The organism is Streptomyces sp. NPDC005775, from assembly GCF_042871565.1.
Classification (GTDB): Bacteria; Actinomycetota; Actinomycetes; order Streptomycetales; family Streptomycetaceae; genus Streptomyces.
In genome coordinates this window covers 335,188-355,903 of record NZ_JBIAIU010000009.1, presented here as the reverse complement: position 1 = coordinate 355,903, position 20,716 = coordinate 335,188, and the positions used below count along the sequence as shown (strand labels likewise).

Sequence of the window (20,716 nt, the reverse complement as noted above, 5' to 3'; positions counted from 1 at the left end):
CGGCCCCTCCTTCCCTAACAAGTGTTTGGTAGATTAACGTACCCGCATGAGCAGCGTCGAGGAGTTCCGCACCGAGATCCGTGGCTGGCTGGCCACCAACCTCACCGGCGCCTTCGCGGGTCTCCGGGGCCGCGGCGGACCCGGCCGTGAGCACGAGGCCTTCGCCGAACGGCTCGCCTGGGAAAGGCACATGGCGGCTGAGGGCTGGACCTGCGTGGGCTGGCCGAAGGAGCACGGGGGCCGGGGCGCGACCATCGAGCAGCAGGTCGCCTTCCACGAGGAGTACGCCCTGGCCGACGCCCCCGCACGGGTCAACCACATCGGCGAACAACTCCTCGGCCCGACCCTGGTGGCGTTCGGCACACCCGAGCAGCAGGCCCGATTCCTGCCGCCGATCGTCGCCGCCGAGGAGCTGTGGTGCCAGGGTTACAGCGAGCCGGACGCCGGCTCCGACCTGGCGAACGTACGGACCCGGGCCGAGCGTGACGGCGAGGACTGGGTGGTCACCGGGCAGAAGATCTGGACCTCACTCGCCCACGACGCCCAGTGGTGCTTCGTCATCGCCCGCACCGAACCGGGCTCCACCCGCCATGCGGGCCTGTCCTACCTCCTGGTCCCGCTCGACCGGCCCGGTGTGGAGATCCGGCCGATCCAGCAGCTGACCGGCACCTCCGAGTTCAACGAGGTCTTCTTCGACGGCGCCCGCACCCGCGCCGAGCACATCGTCGGCGAACCCGGCGACGGGTGGAAGGTGGCGATGGCCACCCTCGGCTTCGAACGCGGTGTCTCCACCCTCGGCCAGCAGGTCGGCTTCAGGCGCGAACTGGAAAGCCTCATCGACCTGGCCCGCCGCAACGGCGCCGCCAACGACCCGCTGATCCGCGACCGCCTCGCCCGTGCGTGGACGGGCCTGGAGACCATCCGGTGCAACGCCCTGCGCATGCTCGACGGCGTGGCGGCCGGCGCACCCGGCCCCGAGGCGTCCATCGGGAAGATCTTCTGGGCCACCTGGCACCGGGAACTCGGCGAACTCGCCATGAGCGTCCTCGGCGCCGGAGGCATGGCCGCCCCCGAAGCGCCCTACGAACTCGACGACTGGCAGCGGCTGTTCCTCTTCTCCCGCTCCGACACCATCTACGCCGGATCCAACGAGATCCAGCGCAACATCATCGCCGAGCGCGTCCTCGGCCTCCCCAAGGAGATCCGCCCGTGACCTCGCAGCCGCCCTACGTACCGGGCCACTCCCTCCTCGACGGACGCACCGCGGTGATCACCGCGGCGGCGGGCGCCGGAATCGGCGGAGCGACCGCCCGCAAGTTCCTGGAGGAGGGCGCCCGCATCGTCATCGGCGACGCCCACGAACGCCGCCTGAAGGAGAGCGCCGCCGCCCTCGCCGGGGAATTCGGCGCGGACCGGGTCGCCGCGCTGGCCTGCGACGTCACCGACCAGCACCAGGTCGACGCCCTCTTCGCGCTCGCCGCCGAACGCCACGGCGGCCTCGACATCGTCGTCAACAACGCCGGCCTCGGCGGCACCGCCGACCTCGTCGACATGACCGACGACCAGTGGGCGAAGGTCCTCGACGTCACCCTGAACGGCACCTTCCGCTGCACCCGCGCCGCCCTGCGCCACTTCAAGGACAGCGCCGCCGGAGGCATCGTCGTCAACAACGCCTCCGTCGTCGGCTGGCGGGCCCAGCGCGGCCAGGCCCACTACGCCGCCGCGAAGGCCGGAGTCATGGCCCTCACCCGGTGCGCCGCCCTGGAAGCGGCCGACTTCGGCGTACGCGTCAACGCCGTCGCCCCGAGCCTGGCCATGCACCCGCACCTGGTGAAGGTCACCACCCCCGAACTCCTCACCGAACTCACCGAACGCGAGGCCTTCGGCCGGTACGCGGAGCCCTGGGAGATCGCCAACGTCATCGTCTTCCTGGCCAGCGGCTACTCCTCGTACATGACGGGGGAGACCATCTCCGTCAGCAGCCAGAGGGCGTGAACGCGATCCCCGGGCCGGCGAACGCCGTACGCCGCGCCGAACTCCTGGCGACCGCCGCCGAGGTGTTCGCCGCCCAGGGCTACGACGCCACCACCGTCCGCCGCATCGCGGACGAGGCGGGAATGCTCGCGGGCAGCCTCTACTACCACTTCGACTCCAAGGAGTCGATGCTCGACGAGATCCTCTCGGCCTTCCTGGACGAGCTGTGGACGGGCTACGACACCGTCCTCGCCGCCGGACTCCGCCCACGGGAGGCCATCGGCGCCCTCGTCACCCAGTCCTTCCGGCAGATAGACCGGCACGGACCGGCGGTCTCCATCTACCAGCGGGAGTCCAGGCAACTCTCCGCCCAGCCACGCTTCGCCTACCTCTCCGACTCCCAGCTGAAGTTCGAGAACGCCTGGCTGCGCACGCTGGAACGCGGGGTCGCCGAGCAGGCCTTCCGCAGTGACCTGGACGTGCGCCTCGTCTACCGCTTCGTCCGCGACACCGTCTGGGTGGCCGCCTCCTGGTACCGCCCCGGCGGCACCCACAGCCCGGAGGAGATCGCCCGCCAGTACCTGTCGATGGTCCTCGCGGGCATCACCACGAACACCTGATCAGCCCTCACATCCCTCATGAAGGAGCAGTCATGGCCGAGGCCTACATCGTCGAAGCGGTACGCACCCCGGTCGGCCGGCGCAAGGGCGGGCTGTCCGCCGTCCACCCCGCCGACCTCGGGGCCCACGTCATCAAGGCGCTGGTCGAGCGCAGCGGGATCGACCCGGCCGCGGTGGAGGACGTCGTCTTCGGCTGCCTGGACACCGTCGGCCCGCAGGCCGGGGACATCGCCCGCACCGCCTGGCTCGCCGCCGGCCTGCCCGAGGAGGTGCCCGGCACCACCGTCGACCGGCAGTGCGGCTCCTCCCAGCAGGCCGTCCACTTCGCCGCCCAGGGCGTCATGTCCGGCACCCAGGACCTGGTCGTCGCCGGTGGCACGCAGAACATGTCGATGATCCCCATCGCCTACGCCAGCCGCCAGGCCGCCGAACCGCTGGGGCTCACCGAGGGCCCGTACGCCGGCTCCGAGGGCTGGCGCGCCCGCTACGGCGACGCGCCCGTCAACCAGTTCCACGGCGCCGAACTCATCGCGGAGAAGTGGGGCATCACCCGCGAGGACATGGAGCACTTCGCACTCCGCTCCCATCAGCGGGCCCTGCGCGCCATCGACGAGGGCCGGTTCGCCCGGGAGACCGTCGCGTACGGCGAGGTGACGGTGGACGAGGGGCCGCGCCGTGACACGTCGCTGGAGAAGATGGCCGGCCTCAAGACGGTCGTCGAGGGCGGCCGGCTGACCGCCGGCGTCTCCTCGCAGGTCTCCGACGGCGCCTCGGCCATGCTCATCGCCTCCGAACGGGCCGTGGCCGAGCACGGCCTCACCCCCCGGGCGCGCATCCACCATCTCTCGGTGCGCGGCGAGGACCCGATCCGCATGCTGTCGGCCCCGATCCCGGCGACGGCGTACGCGCTGAAGAAGGCCGGGATGTCCATCGACGACATGGACCTGGTCGAGATCAACGAGGCGTTCGCCCCGGTCGTCCTCGCCTGGCTGAAGGAGACCGGCGCCGACCCGGACAAGGTCAACGTCAACGGCGGCGCCATCGCGCTCGGCCACCCGCTGGGCGCCACCGGCACCAAGCTGATGACGACGCTGCTGCACGAACTGGAGCGCACCGGCGGCCGCTACGGCCTCCAGACCATGTGTGAGGGCGGCGGCCAGGCCAACGTCACCATCATCGAGCGCCTCTGATTCCTCCGGATCTGCCTGCCCCCGAACGCTTGGGCCGGGCAGGCGGATCCGGGATCGGTGCGCGATGCCGGGGCCACCTCCACCGGGGCCGTCCCGTCCCTCCGGATGCCACGCCGACGCAGGCGGGGTGGCTCCGGCTTACGCGGGGTTGCTCCGGCGCACGCCTCACACCGTCTTGATGCCGCCGCCCTCGACGACGTAGTCGGCGCCGGTGACGCCCGCGGCGCGGTCCGACACGAGGAAGGCGACGACGGCCGCGACCTCGTCGGGTTCGACCAGGCGGCCGATGGTCATGCCCATCGCCGCCGGCACCCCCGACACGAAAGCGTGGTGCTCGACTCCGTTCGCCCGGGCGAGGAGGGAGCCGAAGCCGCCGTCGTCCTCCCAGATGCCGGTACGTGTCGGGCCGGGGGAGACCGTGTTCACGCGGACGCCCCGCGGTCCGAACTCTTCGGACAGAGCCTTGCCGAACGCGTTGAGACCGGCCTTCGCGGCGCCGTACTCGATCGGGCCCGTGGCCGGAAGGCGCGCGGTCATCGACGAGATGTTCACCACGGAGCCGCGGCGTTCCAGGATGCTCGGCAGCAGTCGGCGCGTGACCCGGACCGTGCCGAACAGGTTCACCTCGAAGCTCTGCGCCCACAGGGCGTCATCGGTCGCGAGGAACCCGTCCAGGCTGAACGTGTCCCCGCCGCCCAGGTTGTTGACCAGGATGTCCACACCACCGAGTTCCGTGAGCGTCTGCGCCCCCAACTCCTCGGCGCCCTCCGGCGTGCTCAGGTCGACCGCGACCGGATGGGCTCCGGCCTCCTTCAGCTCGGCGGTGATCGTGCGGGCGGCACCGACCACGCGGACCCCCTCGGCGACGAGCTCACGCACGATCGCGAGGCCGATACCCCGACTGGCGCCGGTGACGACCGCGGTCTTTCCCGCGAGATCGAGTTGCATCCCAGACTCCTCGTAGATTCTTGAACTTCAGGTACAGAACTAGCCCACAAAAAAGAGGCCACCGATCGGTGGTGCCGAACTACAGCGACGCCATCACCGCGTCGACGACCCGCGTCAACTGCGTGGCGTCCTCGGCGGTCTTCGCGAGCACCCGCATGCCGATCACCGTCGCGAGCAGCGAGGCGGCCAGTGCCGCCGCGTCACGATCACCGTCGATCTCGCCGGCGCGCTGGCCTTCCTCGACGGTTGCCCGGAACGCACTCTCCGTGCGCGCGAACATCCTGCGCACGGTGTCGGTCGTCCCGTTGTCCGCGGGGGCCGACTCGGCGGCGGTGTTGACCGCCATGCAGCCGCGCCGGTCCGGATCGCCCAAGTCGAGCTCCACCAGTGCCTCCAGTGCGCCCCGCAGCCGGTCCTTCGCCGAACCGGGATGGTCGAGGAGTGCCGCCAGCCACGCGGCTTGTGATGCGCGGTACCGGGTGAGCGCCCGCTCGAACAACGCGTGCTTGCTGCCGAAGGCGTTGTACAGGCTGCCTTTGCCGATGCCGATCTCGTCGACGAGGTCCTGAGGTGTCGTCCCCGCATACCCCTTGCGCCAGAACACGTTCATCGCGCGCTCCACCGCCACGTCCGGATCGAACTGCTTCGGCCTGCCCATGTCGCCAACGTAGCAGCATTGTTGACCCGGAGGTCAAATATCGCCGCGGGCGCGCGGGCGACTCTAGACATATGACGTCTTACCTTCGGTAGAGTGCGGCACCATGACAACCGAACGGCCCGCCGCTCTCGTGGGCGCTTACGCGGCCCTGCCCTCTCTGCGCACCGACCAGGAACACTTCTACGAGGGGCTCGCCGACGCGGGCATCGCCGACGGGCTGGAGATCCCGTTCCGCGACGGCCTCGGTGAGGACGCCCGTTGGCTGGCGGCGCGGATGCGCGGCCGTTTCACGCGTTCGGTGATCACGCTGATCCCCGGGACGATGGCGCGCGTGGGCGCCTCGGGCACCTTCGGGCTCGCTTCCGGGGATGAGGACGGCCGGCGGGCGGCGCTCGCGTTCCTGCGCCAGGCCCGCGTCGCCGCCGAGGAGTTGAACCAGCTCACCGGCGAGCAGTCGGTCTCCGTCCTCCACGTCCACACCGCACCCTCGGTGACCGCCGTCGCGGCGATGTTCGCTCGCTCGCTCGACGAGATGACGGCGAGCGAACCCGCCACGGGCGCCTGGTCCACCCGCCTCGTCCTGGAGCACTGCGACGCGTACACGCCGGCCGTCCCGGGTGAGAAGCGGTTCCTGTCGCTGGAGGACGAGATCCCCCTCGCGCGTGATGCGGGGATCGGCGTCGCCGTCAACTGGGGCCGTTCGGCCATCGAGGCGCAGGACGCCGGCCGTCCCCTCGCGCAGATCACCCGGCTCGCCTCCGAGGGCCTGCTGGCCGGCGTCATGTTCTCCGGCGCCGGCCCGACCGCCAACGAGTACGGGGGCCCGTGGGCGGACGCGCACCTGCCCCTCGCCGAGGACGAACCCACCTCCCTCATGGACGCCGACGAAGTGCGCCGTTGTCTCCGCGCGGCCGAAGGTGCGATCTCCTACGCGGGGGCGAAGATCCAGGTTCCCGGCGATGCCGCGGTCGACGCGAGGCTCGCGATGCTGGGCCGCGTCATGCGGCTTCTTTCCGGGAGCGGGGCCGTCCCGGCGTCCGAGTAGAGCGCATTCGCTGTATTCGTTCCTGCGTCCGGTACCTGATTGATGGTCCGGATGTACGCCCCCAGACGCTGGATGCGCCCCGCGCACTACCCCCCATTCGATGAGCGAAATCAGCGTTGCCCCAGTTCAGCGCCGTGCGGCGAGGTCTTGAATTAATCATTCAATTGAATGGAAAAACGCCCTGACCGGCCTCCTTGGTTTGCGGATTCGCATTCCATGCATTCCACTCGAGACGTACGGCAACCCCCCATTTCCCACAGGACGGGGCAACACCCATGTACACCACAGAGACCACTGCCACCGACATCGAGCTGGACCTCGACGAGGCGCTCAACCCGGGCGAGGCCGAAGGCTTCTACCGCGACTCCCGCGAGTGCGCGTACCTCGCCCTCCTTGGAGGCGGCTCCGCACTTCTGCTCTCGCCTCCGACCCCGCGCCCGAAGAAGGGCTAGTCGGTAGCACATGGACCAGTCACATGCTCCGTCCCCCCTCGCGGGTGCCGTGCATGACCTGGCAACAGAGGTGGTCCTCGCTCTTCGGAGCGGGGACCACCTCGCCACGGTTTGCGGCGCGGCCGGAATCGACGAGGACAACCGGACGGGAATCGCCGCGGTACGCGTCATCGGAGCCGATCTGCTTCTGCCCAGTGTGCTGTACGGGCGCAATCCGCATCCGGGTGACATCGCCGTGCTCCACCGTGCCGTGCGGGAGTTCCCGCCCCGGCCCGACGCCTCCGACGCCGCGGTCTGGAGCCACTGGGGCATGATGTCCGCCCTGCACCGGACGGCATCCGCCCCCGCCACTCCCGGGCAGCCGCCGGCCACCGCACCCGGTGCCGGCGAGCCGAATGCGGCGTGGCTCGAAGGGGCCCCCTGGCAGGCCTTCACCCATCAGCTCTCCGTGCTGGCTCCGCTCGCCGTCCCCGCCGCTTCGTCGGCCGTGCACCGGGCCGCCGCCCACCGGGTCGTGGATCTGTCCCGGGGGTTCGTCCGAGCGGTGCGGCGGCGCAACTGGCTCCAGGCGGCGGGCACCGGCCGCTGGCTGGCCGCGCTGGACGGCCGGCCCGACAGCCTGGGCCTGGACCGCGGACTCGACTTCGTCGAGCTCATGGGCGGCGCGGACCCCCGGGTCGCCCTGCATGTACGGGCAGCCCGGATGATGGCCGAGGGGCGGGCGCGGTGACGGCATCGGTGGCCACCGCACCCGGCGTCACGGCGGGCGCGGCGTTGTCCGTCCTGCCCGCCGTACTGCGCAAGGCACTCGGCTGGGCCGACGCCCACCGTTCCGGATTCGTCCTCCCCCCGGACGTGCTGGAGCCGCACGCCAAGGTCAACCACACCCTCAAACCCCTTGGCGAACTGGCCCAGCTGTGCACCACCATTCACCGCAGCACCGCCCCGGGCACCCCGGAACACCGGACGGCCGGGGAACTCCTCACGTTCGCGTGGGACCAGGTGCACGCGGGCGACCTGCTCCTGGAACTGCTGCGCGGGGAGCCCTTCGCCGCGTACCCGTACGAGATCTACGCCGCCTTCGCCGGGAACGGACTGCGCCACGAGGGCTTCGAGTCCCTGGCCGGCACACTCTCCGCGACCAGGGGCTGGGCCCACACCGAGCAGCACGCCAACCGGGAGCTGGGGCTCATCAACTCGGAGCGCCGGGTCGGCGCCGCCCCGCACGCCGACGCCGGTGAGGTGCTCGCGCGCACCTGGCTGGGCGGGCTCTGCGAACCATGGATGTTCGAGGGGCCTTCCGGGTACGCGCTGACCCACACCGTCTTCCACATCACCGACTGGTGCTGTCTCCCCGAGCGGATGCCCGCCGACATCGACGCCTATCTGCGGGCCTGGCTGCCGCCCTGGATCGACGGCTGTCTGGAGAGCCGGCAATGGGACCTGACGGGCGAACTCCTCGCGGTCGCCGCAGCCCTGCCGGGGCCGCCGCCCACGGACCTGCTGGACGCGGCCTGGCCCGCGCTCGCCACCGCGCAGGCCCCGAGCGGTGCGGTACCGGAGACGGGCCCGGCCATCGCCCCGGCACAGACCCCTCGGGGCGCGGAGCCGGACCCGTACCCCTTTCTCGCCTGTTACCACTCCACCCTGGTGACCGCCTTCGCCGCCGCGCTGTGCCTCAACCGGCTCACCGCCCACCGGGCGGACGCCGACGCGGCGGACGGCACGACCGGGGCCGCCGTATGAACCGCACCGGCCTTCGGACCAGCCGCACGAGGGGAGTTGCCGCATGAACGGCATCCAGCAGATCCATGACGTCGGCGCGCGGGCCCTGGGATGGCTGTACGAGCACCGGTCGGGGTTCCGGCTGGACGACGACCCGCCTCCCGAGGTGGGGGTCCTGGACCGGTTCAAGCCGCTCGGTGAACTGGCACTCATCAGCAAGGTCATCTTCCGCGAGGGGGTCGCCGGTTCCCGGCAGGCCGACCTGGCACGCAAGCTCCTCGACCACGCCTGGCACGAACTGCTGGGATCCGGGGCCCGCCTCCTCGACGGCCAGCGGCGCGAACCGCTCTGTCCCGTACCGATGGAGGTCTACGTACCGTTCCAGGAGCTCGGGTTCCGGGAGCCGTCCCTGGAGGCGGCTGTCCGGCTCAACCACCGGCTGGGCAGCTGGGCCGCGCTGGAGGTCGTGCCGGTGCGCCGGCTCGGACTCAGCGCCATGGAACGCCGCTTCGGGCTGGAGCCGAGCATGCCGCTCGACGAGGCGTACCGGCGCACCTGGCTGTCCCGGCGGCCAGAGCCCTGGACGGTCGAGGGGAACATCGGTTACGACATCACCCACACGGTCTTCCATCTGACCGACTGGGGCGCCAACCCGGCCGGGCTGCCCGCCGACGTGGCGGACTACCTCGCCCTCTGGCTGCCGGTGTGGCTCGACGACTGGCTCGACCTCGGGCGCTGGGACCTGCTGGGCGAACTGCTCGTCGTGGACGCCTGCCTCCCGGAACCGACCCTCGACCCGGCCGCCTGGGAGGGCTTCGCCGCGGCCCAGCAGCCGGACGGAGCGATGCCGGTGATGGGCGGAATGCCGGAAGGTGACGAGGAATCCGTCTTCGACCTCGTCTACCACCCCACGCTGGTGGCGGCGTTCGCTTCGGCGCTGGCCCTGTCCCGCGCCCTGTCGGACCTCGCCGCCCCGGCCCCCGCGTGACGGCCCCGCAGGAGGCCCGCCGGACCTCGCCCGGCCCGCCGCCCCAGGACTACGGCGAGCGGGCCCGGTTGCTGGCCGATGCCGCCCGGACCATCGGCGCACCCGGCCTCGTGATCGCGCTCAGCCACCGGGCCCGGCGCACCTACCGGCTCGACGCGGGCGCGCGGCCGGGCGACGCACCCCGCTACGAACTCGGTTCCGCGTCCAAGCCCTTCACCGGGCTGCTCCTGGCCGCACTCGTGGCGGCGGGACGCGTGCGGTACGAGGACCCCGCGGCCGAACTGCTCGCTCCCGGGCATCCGGTGCACCCCGCCGTCCGCGCGATCACCCTGCGCCATCTGATCACCCACACCTCCGGCCTCCCCGCGCTGCCGGCCGACTTCTATCCGCAGGCGCTGCCCCGGTGGTCGACGGCGCCGTACAGCCGCTACCCGGCCGACCGCCTCGTCCGGGCGTTCCTGCGTGCCCGCCCGCGCCACCGGCCGGGCACCCGCTGGCACTACTCGAACTTCGCCGTCTCCGTACTCGGCCACACGCTGGCCGCCGCCACCGGTACGCCCTGGGAGACGCTGCTCCAGCAGGAGGTGCTGGACCCGCTCGGCCTGCACGGCACACGACTGCGGCCGGGGCCGCCGGCCGGCGACGCGGTGGGGCACCGGCGCGACGGCACACCGCTGCCCGCGCTGGACGTCGGCGGTTTCCTCGCGGCCGGAGCGGTCCGGGCGACGCCCCCGGACCTGCTCACCTTCCTGGAGGCGCACCTCCCGGCAGCCGCCGCGCCCACGCCCTCGCTGACCGCCGCGTTCGCGGACGTACGGCGCCCCCTGCTGCGGCGCGGACTGGGGCACGCGCACACGCACACGCTCACCTGGTTCCGCCATCCGTCACCGCGCGGACCGGTCTGCTTCCACGCGGGAGCCACGCTCGGACAGCAGATGTTCCTCGGCTTCCGCCCGGACACCGGTACCGCGGTGGCGGCGATGTGCACCCGGCGGGTGCACCGGACGGACCCGTTCATCGCGACGATGCACGCGCTGCTGACGGAGAAGCTCTGACACTCCGCTCCGTCGTCCCCGGGGGCCCGTGCGCACGCCTGCCGGGACCGAGCCGGGCAGCATCATCCTCGGCGGGGCCTCAGGGCGCCCCGAGGAGGGTCGCGGCGGCTGCCCGTGCGTGGTGGGCCGGGGCCGGGTCGCCGCTGATGCCCGCCGTCACGACGGCTCCTTCGGCGAGGAGGAAGACCGGATCGGCCACCGACGCCCCGGTGGCGTCGACCCATGCGGTGATCTGGGCGTGGAACGCCCACTTGTGCGACCGGACTTCGCTGAGCACCGCCTCGGACGACGTGCCGAGTTCACCGTAGGCGTTGACCCAGGCGCATCCGCGGAAACCGGGCTCGGAAAACCACTCGGCAAGCCAGTCGAAGACCGCGAGTACGCGCTCCCGGGGGTCCTGGACCTGCTCCACGTGGGCGGCGAGGTCCCCCCTCCACCGCTGGTCACGACGCTGGAGCACGGCCACGACGAGATCCTCCTTCGCCGGGAAGAACCGGTAGATCCGCTTCAGCGGCAGACCGGATGCCGTGCGCACGGCATCCATTCCGACGGCTTGGATGCCCCGCTCGTAATAGAGCTTCTCGGCCGCGTCGAGCAGCGCTTCGCGGTCCAGGCGGCTGCGCTCCTGGGTGAGGGGGGCCGGCATCCGAGGCTCCTTGACATCGAGAACGTACGTTCCCTACCTTAAGCGGCATCGATGGAGAACGAACGTTCTCAACGCGAGGAGGCAGCAATGTCGGAGGATCGACCGCCCTACCCGCCGTTCACGCGGGAGACGGCCCTGCGGAAGGTCCAGGCCGCCGAGGACGCGTGGAACACCCGTGATCCCCGACGGGTGGCACTGGCCTACACGCCGGACTCGATCTGGCGGAACCGGGACACCTTCGTCACCGGGCGCGAGGAGATCGTCGAGTTCCTGACGCGGAAGTGGGAGCGCGAACTGGACTACGCGCTCCGCAAGAGCCTCTGGGCGTTCCACGAGAACCGCATCGCCGTCCGTTTCCAGTACGAGTGGCGCGACGCGGAAGGCCGGTGGTGGCGCAGCTACGGCAACGAGCTGTGGGAGTTCGACGAGCACGGGCTGATGCGGCGCCGCGAGGCGAGCATCAACGACATCGGCATCGCGGAAGCCGACCGGCGCCTCGACGGCCCCCGGCCCCCGCACGAACACGGGGCCGACATCCCCCTCCAGTAGCAGGCCAAGGCGCGGTGACGTCTCATCGGGCAGACCGGTCCGGGACCGCCGGGAGAACCTCCTCCGCGATCTCGACGAGCATGCTGTCGGGGGGGAGCGAAGTGAAGCTGCTCCATACGGTGATGTCGTAATAGCCGCCCCCGTCCTCCCGGTCGAAAGCGACGGACAGCGTCCTGGTCGGCGGGCCGTCCTCGACCGGGCCGCTTTTGCGGCTGAGGTCGATCTGCATGGTGTGATCCGAGGAGAAGACCGCGGGCCGCCCCAGAACCTCGTGGGTCCTGACCTCCTCGCCTCCGGTCTTCAGCATCTTCACGTACTGGGCAATCGACAGATGGTTGTACGTCGCCGAGAAGTGCACCGTGTACGAGTCGAACTGGACCTGCGCTTCCGGCTGGGCGACCTTTCCCCCGGTCAAGGGCGCGGTGCCGCTGGTGCCGTAGGCCGTGGTCGCCAACTCGTCAGGCCTTCCGAGGATGTCCGGCAGGTCGGGCCGGTTGAGCGCCGTGCACAGTTCGTCACCGGTGAGGGCCTTCGGTGTCCTGGCATACGCCTGCGACAGCTTTTCGTGTTCGCTGTCCGAGCAGGAGGCGGGCTCCGGGATGCCGCTGTCGTCCGACGTCATGTGGGGGGCCACCCACAGAGCGGCTGCGAGTGCCCCGAACAAGGCCACGGCCGCGAAGGCCTGCCCCCAGGCGTTGGGCTCCTTCCTCAACGGCCCCGGCCCGACTCCGGGCTGCTGCGGCACCGCGTCGGCCGGTGCGTCGACCGCGGCAACCGTCCGGTTCCGGCGTGCGCGCAGCGTACGGACCACCGTGTGGATGCGAAACGCGGCGCCCACGAGGAGGGCCAGGCCGATGCCGGCCGCGACCCAGGAGTGATCATGGAAGGCGAGATACATGATGCGTGCCCCGAAGACGGACCCGACCAGGATGAACACGGGCTCGCGGACCCAGAAGGGCAGGCGGCGAAGGAGGAGACCGAGCATCCGCTGATCTGACCAGAGAGTGTGTGCGGACGCTGTGATGGAAGCCATAATTCCGGGCAGGTGCAGGCCTTTTCGGCCAACCGCTTACCTGGATCACGCTGCGGACGCCTTTCGCCCCGGCGCCGCACCCGCCCCGGGCTGTGAGGGAGAGCGGGTGCGCCGCCGGCCGGCCGGCCGTCAGTGGTGCTTGGGGGCCTTGCGCCCGGAGGCCTTGACCGTCCAGGTCAGGCGCTCCGTGGCCTCGGCCCGGACCAGCGGGTCGCGGATCGAATCGGTCCGGTCCCGGGACTCGACCGTGACCGTGTGCGTCCTGCCGTCCGCGCGAACACCCAGCGCGGCGGGGAGGACACTGGTGAGACCCTGCGCCCGCTCGGCCTGGACGCCGTCGACGTACCAGCGCAGCTCCGGCGCGGCCAGGCCGGTCAGCTCGGCCTGGGAGACCTGGATGCGGCTGGTCCTGAGGACCGCGCTGCTCGTGCCGACCTTGCTGCTCAGCGCGTTGGCCTCGCGGTAGAAGCCGGCGATCATGGCCTCGCGTCCGGGCAGGTTGAACTCGCTGACGTTCAGGGCGCGCATGAGGGAGTTGGACGTCGGGCGGTAGATCCCGAACGGGTAGTAGCTGCTGCCTTCGTACGTACCGACGGTGCCGCCCGTGGGGTCGGTCTCGCCCAGCCAGCGGTACCACTTGCTCCGGTTGGCGGCCATCCGGTCCGCGGTGAAGGTACTGGAGTTGATGTCGGGGAGCTCGCCACCGGTCCAGGTGCCGTAGCTGTCGTAGGTGTACTCGTCCGCCAGCAGGCCCACCGAATGGGCGATCTCGTGGGCGGCGATCATGCTCGACTGCGCGTTGTCCGAGGAGAGGGTCGATACGCCGTCGAACGGGTAGCCCTCCGCTTCGAGACCCGAGTAGCCGGCGCCGCCGTACTTGGTGGAATGGGAGACGACGATGACCAGGTCGGCCTCGGGGGCCTTGGCGGCGTACGAGGCGACCTTGTCGATGTCGGCGCAGATCAGGCGCTCGGTCTCCGAGCACCAGAAATAGCTGCCGAGGGCGGTGTCCTTGGTGACGTCGGCGGTGGGGTCGCCCGTGATGCCGGACTCGGCCGACACCGCGTCGACGGTCCACACGTTCATCAGGCCCCGGTAGCTCGAGTAGGGCTCGATGCCGGTGATGTCCGCCCACTTCGAGGCCGCCGCGGTGTGGAAGGCGTCCTGCTGGCCGGCGGTGTAGCCGTCGCCCACGATCACCACGTCGAGCCGGTCGGCCGAAGGGCCGGTCACCGACAGCTTCCCGACCTCTCCGTCCGTCGTCTCCGCGGAGGGTGCCAGGCTCCGGGCGGCGGAACGGCCGCTCGTCACGGGTGTGTTGACCGGTACCTCGGTCTGTCGGCCCTCGCCGCCGGGCTCGGGGAAGTACTCCACGGCGACACGCGGTTCCTGGGCGGGCTCCGGGTCCACGGCGACCGCGGGAGTGGCGAGAGCCGCCCCCATGACCGCTGTGAGCGCGACGCCCACGGATATGGCGGCTGCTCTGGATGTGCGCATGCCAAGCCTCGCTCTGCTGTCCAGCCGGAATGAAGTAAAGCGGTCATGTAAATATGCTTAACTGCCCGCACAACCTAGGCTGGAGACGACCCGTTGGCAACAGTCCCGCAGGCCTCGGGGGAGTGGGGGCGCGGCCCCGCGGTGTCCGCGACGGTCTACCGAACGCAGAATGATCCAGCCGGTGACCACCGGCAGACGCAGGACGAGGGGCGGCCATGGCGGGAATCAGCAGGGCGACCGGCGAACCGCAGCGCACGGCCGGCGGCGAGACTCCCGACCCGCCGTACCGGGAACAGTCACTGGAGCAGGAGACGGCGGCTGCGATCGGCCGCCGGGTGAAGCGGCTCCGCAAGGCACGCGAACTGACGCAGCGGCAACTCGCCGAGCCCGCTTACACCGCCGCCTACGTCTCCACCCTGGAAGCCGGCAAGGTGCGGCCCTCCGAAGCCGCCCTCCGTCACCTCGCCGAGCGGCTCGGCGTCGGCCACGAGGAGCTCGCCACCGGCAGGCCCACGCACATCATCACGGTGCTCCGGATGGAACTGGCCGACGCCCAGCGGATACTGGCCGCCGAGGATGCCTCCGACGCCCGGACCGCCTATGAACGGATCCTCGGCCGGGCCGACGAGCACGGGCTCACCCAGGAACGGGCGGCGGCGCTCGTGGGCCTCGGGGAATGCGCGCTCGAGACGGGCGAACCGGCGGAGGCCCTGGCCCGTTTCGAGGCGGCCGAACACGCTCTGGCCGACGAGCCGCTCCCCGCCCGGGCGCGGGCGGTGCGGGGCAGGTCGGTCGCCCACTACCTGGCCGGTGAACTCCGTTACGCGTGCTACCTGCTGGAGAGCGCGATCGACGAGCTGAACACGTCCGGACTGCACGACCCGGGCGCCTTGCTCCAGCTCTACACGGCCTCGATCGCCCCGTACATGGACATGGGAGCCCACGCCCGCGCCGCGCAGGCCGCCGAACTCGCCCTCGCCCTGGTGTCGCAGGTGTCCGACCCCGCCCTGGTCGCCAAGATGCACCGGACCGTGGCCCGTACGCTGCTCGCCGAAGGCAAGGCCGACGCCGCGCAGGCGTCCCTGGCGCGGGCCACCGAGCTGTATCAGCAGCTCCAGATCCGTACCGAACTCGCCCACTGTCACTGGATGCGGGGATACGTCTGCGCCCAGCACGACGACCTGCCGCAGGCGGAGGCGGAACTGCGCACCGCGCGTTCGATGCTGGTGTCCAGGCGGGCGGCCCTGTACGTCTCACAGGTGGAGGTCGAGCTCGCCGACGTCCTTCGCAGGAGTGGGAAGTCGGCGGAGGCGGCGGAGCTGCTGGAGAGCCTGCTGGCCGGGCTCAAGCCGGGCCGCGGAGCGTTGCACGCCGGTGGCGCGCGCCGGCTTCTGGGGCTGATCGCCGAGGAGGCCGGCGACGTCGAGGCGGCCGAACTGCACTACGCCACCGCGCTCTCCCTGCTCGAACAGACGGGAGCCGCCGGAGACCTCGCCGACATCTGCCGGCTGCTCGGGGACCTGCTGCGCAGCGAGGGCCGCACGGAAGCGGCACTGAACGCCTACCGGACCGGACTCGGACACCGCGCCGAACCGGGCACCACCACCCTTGGGCCCGCCCCCGCCCGGCCGCCGTTCGCACCCTGGGCCTGACGCCGAAGGCGTCGCGGAAGCCCGGGGCCCGGCCGCCGCTCCCCGTGCGTGGGCGTCCGCTCGCGGTGAGGGAGCGGCCCGCGGATCCCGACAGGCCCCTCAGTCCGCCCCCGGCAGCGACTTCAGGGCCGCCCGCGCCTCGTCCATGATCCGCTCGACCAGCTCCGTGCAGGACGGCAGATCGTCGATCAGGCCCGCCACCTGCCCCGAGGCCATCACCCCGATGTCCGTACGCCCCTCGACCATCGAGGCCCTCAGGAGCATCGGGGTGTTCGCGGCCAGCAGCGTCTGGCTCCAGGTCAGTTCCCTGCCGTGCTTCATCGCCAGTCCGTCGCGGACCAGTTGGGGCCAGCTCGCACCGGACTCCTTGCGGAAGGCCGAGGCATGGCGCAGTGCCCGCAGGGTCGAGGTGACGCGTCCCGAACGCTCCAGCGAGTCGACCATGGTGGTACGCAGCATGCGGTGCGGCAGGCCGTCCACCTGGTCCGTCACCGTGACGTCCTTGACCGTGGCGGCCAGGTACTTCGCCTTCACCGCCTCGGGGACGGTGCTGTCGGAGGTGAGCAGGAACCGCGTGCCCATGCCGATCCCGGCCGCCCCGTAGGCGAGCGCCGCGACGAGGCCGCGGCCGTCGTGGAAGCCGCCCGCCGCGATCACCGGGATGCCGACGGCGTCCACCACCTGCGGCAGCAGCACGGTGGTGGCCACGTCGCCCGTGTGGCCGCCGCCCTCGCCGCCCTGCACCATGACCGCGTCGGCTCCCCAGGCGGCGACCTTCTCCGCGTGCCGCCGGGCGCCGATGGAGGGGATCACGACCACACCGGCGTCCTTGAGCCGGGCGATCAGGTCCTTGGAGGGGGCGAGCGCGAAGGACGCCACCCGGACCCCTTCGTCGATGATGATCCGGACCCGCTCGCCCGCGTCGCCCGCGTCCGCCCGGAGGTTGACGCCGAACGGCGCGTCCGTACGGGACTTGACCGCGCGGACCGCCGCGCGGAGCTGCTCGACGGTCATCGTCGCGGAGGCCAGGATGCCGAGCGCCCCCGCGTTCGCCGAGGCCGACACCAGCCGGGGGCCGGCCACCCACCCCATGCCGGTCTGGACGATCGGGTACCGCACCCCGGTCAGCGCGGTGAGCGCGGTCGGGAACGGCGCGGGCCCGGTCATGCCGGAACCTCGCGCTCGCGGAGCTTCCTGGGGTCGATGACCTCGCGGATGAGGCGGAGTTCGTCCTCCGTGGGGTCCCGGGTGAACGGCACCTCGTCGGGCACGGTGAGGGCGAAACCGGTGGCCTCGGTGACCTGTCCGACGCTCACGCCGGGGTGCAGGGAGCGCAGCCGCATGGTGCGGTCGGGGGTCTCGAAGTCGAAGACGCCCAGATCGCTGACGACTTCGGGGATGCGGTGGTAGCGGGTGGCCGAGGGGCCGGCCGCTTCCGCACGGTCGTACCCGACGCCACTGACCATGTCGACGTGTTCCACGAACACCCGCGCCGAGTGCTTGGGCACCCAGTAACTCGTAGGGTTGTTGAGGGTGTTGACGGGAGCGCCGCGCACCCCGAGCAGCTGGCGGGTGGGCCTGGCCCAGTCGCCGATGCAGGAGATGTTCTGGTTGCCGTGCCGGTCGATCTGGCTGGCGCCCATCATCACGTGCCGGCGGCCCGTGGCGGTGAGCGTCAGGTGCTGGCGGAACGGCAGCCAGCCCTCGATGCTCCCCGGCTGCACCCCCACCGCCGGGGTGTCGCTCATCAGCAGCGCCTCCCCGTCGGTCAGCAGCAGTTCGGGGGAGAAGGTGAGCCTCGCCAGGCGTGCCCCGATGGCGGGGACGGTGCCCATGGGGCTGGCGAGGATCTCGCCCGCGCCCCTCCAGGCCTCGGCGCACGCCACCACGCAGTACTCGGCGCGGCTCGCCGTCTCGATGCCGGTGGTCTCGGTGCCGCTCATGCTTCCTCCTGGTGGAACGCGGTGACGGCGGCCTGGTAGGCGGCCTCGTCCCCGGACAGGAACCGGTCGACGAAGGCGGGCCAGGCCTCGGGGTCGCGGGCGGCCTTGACGTAGGCCCGCTGGAAGGCCTCGTCCCGGTCGTGGTCGGGCACGCAGGAGGTGAAGTGCGCGCCGTTGGGCGTCTCGACGACCCCGTCCACGAACATCCGCTTGATCAGCAACGTCTGCGGCCCGTGCTCCTTGAGCAGGTCCGCCGTCTCCACGATCCGCTCGCAGGAGACGAACCCCTGGTCGGCGGCCTCGCAGAACAGGTCGTCGAAGTACGGGTCGGGGCCCAGGTACTGCCCGTTGCCCTGTACGTCGGAACGGTTGAGGTGGACCAGGGCGGCGTCCAGGCGCAGCGCGGGAGCCGCGACCAGCTTCTCCCCGTCCTCGTACGGCGACGTGACCGTACGCAGGGCGGGGTTGACCTCCATCAGGTCCGAGCCCATGCCGGCGCGCACCGGCATGAACGGCAGTCGCTGCGCGCCCGCCGTCAGGCCCCACATCATCATGGCCTCGTCCATCTCGACCATCTCGAAGGCGCCGCGCTGCCGGGCCGCCGTGAAGTGCGGCTCCAGCGGAATCGAGTCGAGCGTCCCGAAGGCCGCGACCAGCTTGCGGATCTTCCCGGCCGCCGCGAGCAGCCCCACGTCGGGGCCGCCGTACGACACCACGGTCAGGTCGGTGATGTCGGACCGCAGCAGAGCCCGCACCAGAGCCATCGGCTTGCGGCGCGAGCCCCAGCCGCCGATGCCGATCGTCATGCCGCTCTCCAGCCGGCCGACGACGTCGTCGGCCGTCATCGTCTTGTCCTGTGTCACGTCTGCTGCTCCTTGTCCGTGCCGAAGGTGTCGCGCACACGGTCGGCGACGCCACTGAGGTTGGCCTCGAAGGTGAAGCCCTGCTCGAAGCGGTAGCTGCGGCGTACGTCGACGGGGTCGATGCCGTTGATTGCGGCCTTGGCCAGCCGGATCAGATAGCCGTCCTTCGCGGCGATCTCCCCGGCCAGTTCCAGGGCGGCCCCGGTCAGCTGCTCACGGGGCACGACCCTGAACACCGAGCCGTGCCGGTGCAGTTCCTCGGCCGTCACGGTGCGCGAGGTGTAGTACAGGGTCCGCATCAGGTGCTGCGGCACCAGCCGGGCCAGGTGTGTGGCCGCGCCGAGCGCGCCCCGGTCCAGTTCCGGCAGGCCGAAGGACGCGTCGTCGGACGCCACGATCACGTCGGCGTTGCCCACCAGGCCGATGCCGCCGCCGAGGCAGAAGCCGTGCACGGCGGCGACGACCGGGACCTCGCACTCGTAGACCGCCGCGAACGCCTCGAAGCAGCCCCGGTTGGCGCCGATCAGCGCCTCGGGTCCGTCGGCGCGCTGCATCTCCTTGATGTCCACGCCCGCGTTGAAGCCCCGCCCCTCGGCGGTGAGCACCACGCAGCGGATGTCCGGATCGGCCCCGGCGGCGCGTACCGCGGCGGCCAGGTCGTACCAGCCCCGCACGGGCAGGGCGTTGACCGGAGGGAAGTCCACGGTGACGACGGCGACGCCCTCGCGTGGGACGGAGGTGGAGACACCCATGAGCAGATCAGCTACCTTTCCACCAAACGTTTGTTAGGCCCAAAAGGTAGCAGCGATACGAACGCCGCGGGAGGGTGTCATGCCACTCAGTGGTACCCGGCGCCCCGATCCCGCCGATCGCCCGTCGCCCGTCGAAAGGACACCCGTCATGACCTCACCGACCGCCCTGTGTGCCGGACGCGTCGCCGTCGTCACCGGCGCAGGCCGTGGACTCGGCCGTGCGCACGCCCTGGCGCTCGCCGCCGAGGGCGCGAAAGTCGTCGTCAACGACCTGGGCGTGGGCCTCGACGGCTCCGGCTCGGGCACCGGCCCCGCCCAGCAGGTCGTGAAGGAGATCCGGGTGGCCGGGGGAGAGGCGGTCGCCCACAACGGCGACATCGCCACGTCGGAGGGCGCGGCCTCCCTCGTCGCCGCCGCGCTCGACTCCTTCGGCCGGCTCGACACGCTCGTCAACAACGCCGGATTCCTCCGTGACCGGATGCTGGTCAACCTGGACGAGGACGACTGGGACGCGGTGATGCGCGTCCACCTCAAGGGGCACTTCCTGCCGCTCAAGCACGCGGCGGCGCACTGGCGCGCCGAGGCGAAGGCCGGCCGGACGCCCGAGGCCCGGGTCGTCAACACCAGTTCCGGGGCGGGCCTGTTGGGCAGCGTCGGCCAGGGCAACTACGCGGCAGCCAAGGCCGGCATCGTCGGCCTGACCCTGGTGGCCGCCGCCGAGATGGGCCGTTACGGGGTCCAGGTCAACGCGATCGCCCCGGCCGCCCGGACCCGGATGACCGAGGCCACCTTCGCCGAGACGATGGCGGCCCCCGGGGAGGGCGCCTTCGACGCGATGGCCCCGGAGAACGTCTCGCCGCTCGTGGTCTGGCTGGGCTCCGCCGCGTCCGCCGGGGTGAGCGGCCGGGTCTTCGAGACCGAGGCCGGACGGATCACCGTGATGGAGGGCTGGCGGCCCGGCCCCACCGCCGACAAGGGGGTCCGCTGGACCCCGGCCGGGGCCGGGGAGGCGGTGACCCGTCTGCTGGCCGCGGCACAGACCCCGCAGCCGGTGTACGGCGCCTCCTGACGCACCGCCGCGCGGGGCGGTGGCCGGGGCGCCACCACCCCGCGGGGGGCAGGGGTG

22 protein-coding genes are annotated in these 20,716 nt (G+C 71.6%); 13 read left to right on the top strand and 9 right to left on the bottom strand.

Annotation, left to right across the window (positions count from 1 at the left end):
• Positions 1-46: 46 nt before the first annotated feature.
• From ACFYPA_RS22575 to ACFYPA_RS22560, 4 genes are read left to right on the top strand one after another with little or no spacing between them, the layout of a single operon-like run.
• On the top strand, positions 47-1,213 hold the full coding sequence (locus ACFYPA_RS22575) for an acyl-CoA dehydrogenase family protein (RefSeq protein ID WP_389133799.1): 1,167 nt from the start codon (positions 47-49) through the stop codon (positions 1,211-1,213).
• The gene (locus tag ACFYPA_RS22570; protein WP_359083665.1) at positions 1,210-1,995 is read left to right on the top strand and encodes an SDR family oxidoreductase; all 786 of its coding nucleotides are present in this window, start codon (positions 1,210-1,212) and stop codon (positions 1,993-1,995) included. The genes ACFYPA_RS22575 and ACFYPA_RS22570 overlap by 4 nt, the downstream gene beginning before the upstream one ends.
• Positions 1,992-2,594 (top strand): TetR/AcrR family transcriptional regulator, encoded by a 603-nt coding sequence (locus ACFYPA_RS22565; RefSeq protein ID WP_359315577.1) that lies wholly within the window; start codon positions 1,992-1,994, stop codon positions 2,592-2,594. Before ACFYPA_RS22570 ends, ACFYPA_RS22565 begins: the two co-directional genes overlap by 4 nt.
• Positions 2,595-2,626: 32 nt before the next feature.
• Entirely contained in the window at positions 2,627-3,784 is a 1,158-nt protein-coding gene (locus ACFYPA_RS22560) for an acetyl-CoA C-acetyltransferase (protein WP_389133795.1), read from the top strand.
• Positions 3,785-3,949: 165 nt separating this feature from the next.
• Here ACFYPA_RS22560 and ACFYPA_RS22555 read toward each other — a convergent pair whose 3' ends face one another.
• A complete protein-coding gene (locus ACFYPA_RS22555) occupies positions 3,950-4,732 on the bottom strand; it encodes an oxidoreductase (RefSeq protein WP_389133792.1) in 783 nt (260 codons plus the stop codon).
• A 79-nt stretch (positions 4,733-4,811) separates the two neighbouring features.
• Positions 4,812-5,390, bottom strand: coding sequence for a TetR/AcrR family transcriptional regulator (locus tag ACFYPA_RS22550; protein ID WP_359083661.1), 579 nt, complete (start codon positions 5,388-5,390; stop codon positions 4,812-4,814).
• 103 nt (positions 5,391-5,493) lie between these two features.
• Here ACFYPA_RS22550 and ACFYPA_RS22545 point away from each other — a divergent pair, with 103 nt between their 5' ends.
• The 6 genes from ACFYPA_RS22545 (at position 5,494) to ACFYPA_RS22520 (ending at position 10,655) form a co-directional block, all read left to right on the top strand.
• Positions 5,494-6,435 carry a DUF4862 family protein gene (locus tag ACFYPA_RS22545; RefSeq protein ID WP_389133789.1) on the top strand — a complete coding sequence of 314 codons (942 nt, stop codon included), beginning with the start codon at positions 5,494-5,496 and terminating at the stop codon, positions 6,433-6,435.
• A 275-nt stretch (positions 6,436-6,710) separates the two neighbouring features.
• Entirely contained in the window at positions 6,711-6,887 is a 177-nt protein-coding gene (locus ACFYPA_RS22540; protein ID WP_219569054.1) for a hypothetical protein, read from the top strand.
• Between the two features lie 10 nt (positions 6,888-6,897).
• A complete protein-coding gene (locus ACFYPA_RS22535) occupies positions 6,898-7,617 on the top strand; it encodes a hypothetical protein (RefSeq protein ID WP_359315591.1) in 720 nt (239 codons plus the stop codon).
• Positions 7,614-8,633 (top strand): DUF6895 family protein, encoded by a 1,020-nt coding sequence (locus ACFYPA_RS22530; protein ID WP_389133786.1) that lies wholly within the window; start codon positions 7,614-7,616, stop codon positions 8,631-8,633. The genes ACFYPA_RS22535 and ACFYPA_RS22530 overlap by 4 nt, the downstream gene beginning before the upstream one ends.
• Positions 8,634-8,676: 43 nt before the next feature.
• Positions 8,677-9,600: a DUF6895 family protein gene (locus tag ACFYPA_RS22525; protein WP_359083655.1), complete on the top strand. Its 924-nt coding sequence runs from the start codon at positions 8,677-8,679 to the stop codon at positions 9,598-9,600.
• Positions 9,597-10,655: a serine hydrolase domain-containing protein gene (locus tag ACFYPA_RS22520; protein ID WP_389133784.1), complete on the top strand. Its 1,059-nt coding sequence runs from the start codon at positions 9,597-9,599 to the stop codon at positions 10,653-10,655. The genes ACFYPA_RS22525 and ACFYPA_RS22520 overlap by 4 nt, the downstream gene beginning before the upstream one ends.
• Positions 10,656-10,734: 79 nt before the next feature.
• Here ACFYPA_RS22520 and ACFYPA_RS22515 read toward each other — a convergent pair whose 3' ends face one another.
• Positions 10,735-11,301 (bottom strand): TetR/AcrR family transcriptional regulator, encoded by a 567-nt coding sequence (locus ACFYPA_RS22515; protein WP_359315596.1) that lies wholly within the window; start codon positions 11,299-11,301, stop codon positions 10,735-10,737.
• An 87-nt stretch (positions 11,302-11,388) separates the two neighbouring features.
• Here ACFYPA_RS22515 and ACFYPA_RS22510 point away from each other — a divergent pair, with 87 nt between their 5' ends.
• Positions 11,389-11,850, top strand: coding sequence for a nuclear transport factor 2 family protein (locus ACFYPA_RS22510; RefSeq protein ID WP_359083651.1), 462 nt, complete (start codon positions 11,389-11,391; stop codon positions 11,848-11,850).
• A 22-nt stretch (positions 11,851-11,872) separates the two neighbouring features.
• Here ACFYPA_RS22510 and ACFYPA_RS22505 read toward each other — a convergent pair whose 3' ends face one another.
• Positions 11,873-12,835: a DUF6215 domain-containing protein gene (locus ACFYPA_RS22505; protein WP_389133780.1), complete on the bottom strand. Its 963-nt coding sequence runs from the start codon at positions 12,833-12,835 to the stop codon at positions 11,873-11,875.
• A gap of 177 nt (positions 12,836-13,012) precedes the next feature.
• The gene (locus ACFYPA_RS22500; RefSeq protein ID WP_389133778.1) at positions 13,013-14,380 is read right to left on the bottom strand and encodes a M64 family metallopeptidase; all 1,368 of its coding nucleotides are present in this window, start codon (positions 14,378-14,380) and stop codon (positions 13,013-13,015) included.
• A gap of 215 nt (positions 14,381-14,595) precedes the next feature.
• Here ACFYPA_RS22500 and ACFYPA_RS22495 point away from each other — a divergent pair, with 215 nt between their 5' ends.
• Positions 14,596-16,032 (top strand): helix-turn-helix domain-containing protein, encoded by a 1,437-nt coding sequence (locus ACFYPA_RS22495; protein WP_359315605.1) that lies wholly within the window; start codon positions 14,596-14,598, stop codon positions 16,030-16,032.
• A 99-nt stretch (positions 16,033-16,131) separates the two neighbouring features.
• Here the strand turns inward: ACFYPA_RS22495 and ACFYPA_RS22490 are convergent, their stop codons facing one another.
• Genes ACFYPA_RS22490 through ACFYPA_RS22475 form a run of 4 tightly spaced genes read right to left on the bottom strand, consistent with a single transcriptional unit; the run spans position 16,132 to position 19,590 of the window.
• Complete coding sequence (locus ACFYPA_RS22490) at positions 16,132-17,199, bottom strand: NAD(P)H-dependent flavin oxidoreductase (RefSeq protein WP_389133775.1); 1,068 nt, start codon at positions 17,197-17,199, stop codon at positions 16,132-16,134.
• Positions 17,196-17,975 (bottom strand): CoA-transferase, encoded by a 780-nt coding sequence (locus ACFYPA_RS22485; protein ID WP_359083645.1) that lies wholly within the window; start codon positions 17,973-17,975, stop codon positions 17,196-17,198. The genes ACFYPA_RS22490 and ACFYPA_RS22485 overlap by 4 nt, the downstream gene beginning before the upstream one ends.
• Positions 17,972-18,820 (bottom strand): CoA-transferase, encoded by an 849-nt coding sequence (locus ACFYPA_RS22480; RefSeq protein ID WP_359315809.1) that lies wholly within the window; start codon positions 18,818-18,820, stop codon positions 17,972-17,974. The genes ACFYPA_RS22485 and ACFYPA_RS22480 overlap by 4 nt, the downstream gene beginning before the upstream one ends.
• A 14-nt stretch (positions 18,821-18,834) precedes the next feature.
• Positions 18,835-19,590, bottom strand: a complete 756-nt coding sequence (locus tag ACFYPA_RS22475; protein WP_389133772.1) for an enoyl-CoA hydratase family protein — start codon at positions 19,588-19,590, stop codon at positions 18,835-18,837.
• Between the two features lie 148 nt (positions 19,591-19,738).
• Between ACFYPA_RS22475 and ACFYPA_RS22470 the strand changes: the two genes are divergently transcribed.
• Positions 19,739-20,659 carry an SDR family oxidoreductase gene (locus tag ACFYPA_RS22470; protein ID WP_389133770.1) on the top strand — a complete coding sequence of 307 codons (921 nt, stop codon included), beginning with the start codon at positions 19,739-19,741 and terminating at the stop codon, positions 20,657-20,659.
• Positions 20,660-20,716 lie beyond the last annotated feature (57 nt).